Genomic DNA, 1,325 nt, shown 5'->3' with positions numbered 1-1,325 from the left:
CGGCCGTCGCGGTCGGGCAGGGTGCCGCGCACGCGCTCGCCGCGATCGAGGGCTCGCTGCGCCAGGCGTCGACCGAGCGCGAGGCCGCCGAGGCCGCCCGGACCGAGCGCGAGCAGCAGCTCTCCGCGACGCGCGCGCGGGTCGACGAGCTCGCGCGCGAGCTCGCGCAGCTCACCGACGCCGCGCACCGCGACGAGGTCGCCCGCACCCAGCAGCGCCTGCGCATCGAGCAGCTGCAGAACCGGTCGGTCGAGGAGCTCGGGCTCGACCCCCAGGTGCTGCTCGACGAGTTCGGCCCGCACCGCGACGTGCCCGTCGTGCTGCCGCCGGGCACCGAGCCCGACGCCGACGCGCCGACCGCTGTGCCGTTCGTGCGCGAGCAGCAGGAGAAACGGCTCAAGGCTGCCGAGCGCGCGCTGTCGCTGCTCGGACGTGTCAACCCGCTGGCCCTCGAGGAGTTCGCCGCGCTCGAGGAGCGGCACAAGTTCCTCACCGACCAGCTCGCCGACCTCAAGAAGTCGCGCGCGGACCTGCTGGAGATCGTCAAGGAGATCGACGAGCGCGTCGAGCAGGTGTTCGCCGAGGCGTACCGCGACACCGCTGCCGCGTTCGACGTCGTCTTCCCGCGCCTGTTCCCGGGCGGTGCGGGGCGCCTGGTGCTGACCGATCCCGACGACATGCTCACCACGGGCATCGAGGTCGAGGCGCGCCCGGCCGGCAAGAAGGTCAAGCGTCTGTCGCTGCTGTCCGGCGGCGAGCGGTCGTTGACGGCCGTCGCGCTGCTCGTCGCCATCTTCAAGGCGCGGCCGTCGCCGTTCTACGTCATGGACGAGGTCGAGGCGGCCCTCGACGACGCCAACCTCGGCCGGCTGCTCGACATCTTCCGCGAGCTGCAGGAGGACTCCCAGCTCATCGTCGTCACGCACCAGAAGCGCACGATGGAGATCGCCGACGCCCTCTACGGCGTGACGATGCGCGGCGACGGCGTCACGACCGTCGTGAGCCAGCGCATGCGCGAGGACGTCGCCGTCTGACCCCCGGACCCGGGCGACCGGGACGAGCCGGGCGGCGGGTGTGGAGATCGTGTGAGGGCTGCCCGCCGCGCGGGTGACGTCGCGCGCGTCGGGCCCCGGGGGCGCGGAGGATGGACCCGTGGCTGTGCTCGTCGGGATCCTCGTGTCGCTCCTCGTCGCCTTCGCCGTGCTGATCCTCGCCGGCGTCGCGGCGGGCTCCGGCGCGCCCGGGGACGAGCGCACGGGCCCGTGGCGCGCGTTCCGCGCGGGCTGGGCGGCGCGCAAGCACCCCGACGCCGACCAGACCGCGGC

The 1,325-nt window shown here is 74.3% G+C and carries 1 protein-coding gene; it reads left to right on the top strand.

Features of this window, described 5'->3' with window-relative positions; all coding sequences use genetic code 11:
* Positions 1-1,034 (top strand): AAA family ATPase (locus CTKZ_RS20590; protein ID WP_148090543.1); only part of this gene is annotated, 1,034 nt, incomplete at its 5' end.
* Positions 1,035-1,325: the final 291 nt, after the last annotated feature.

The sequence above is a fragment of the Cellulomonas algicola genome (assembly GCF_003851725.1).
Taxonomy (GTDB): domain Bacteria; phylum Actinomycetota; class Actinomycetes; order Actinomycetales; family Cellulomonadaceae; genus Cellulomonas; species Cellulomonas algicola.
This window is presented reverse-complemented; position numbering and strand designations above follow the sequence as displayed.